This is a genomic window from Streptococcus sp. HMSC072C09 (assembly GCF_001813105.1).
Lineage (GTDB): Bacteria > Bacillota > Bacilli > Lactobacillales > Streptococcaceae > Streptococcus.
Genome location: NZ_KV811494.1, coordinates 1 through 245, shown reverse-complemented (window position 1 = coordinate 245; position 245 = coordinate 1). Strand labels below are relative to the sequence as shown.

Here is a 245-nt window from a genome sequence, read left to right as displayed (position 1 = left end):
TTTCTTAGTTCAATGACTTGATCGTATCGACTTTCATTATCAATATGGTGAGCGATTTCTAACACCATCATCGGTAGTGAGAAAATCAAGTCTCGAACCATCTGGCTATTTTCTGCGTCAAGAGCTGCAGTTACCTCATCTGCTAATAAAATATCCTTTTTACGAAGTAGGAAGCGGGCTAGTTCAATCCGGACTCGTTGTCCGCCTGAAATATTTTCTCCGTTATTAGTGATTACAAAATCAAG

General features: G+C 39.2%; 1 protein-coding gene. It reads right to left on the bottom strand.

The window, feature by feature from the left end:
• Positions 1-245 (bottom strand): ATP-binding cassette domain-containing protein (locus HMPREF2893_RS03930; RefSeq protein WP_148131917.1); only part of this gene is annotated, 245 nt, incomplete at both ends.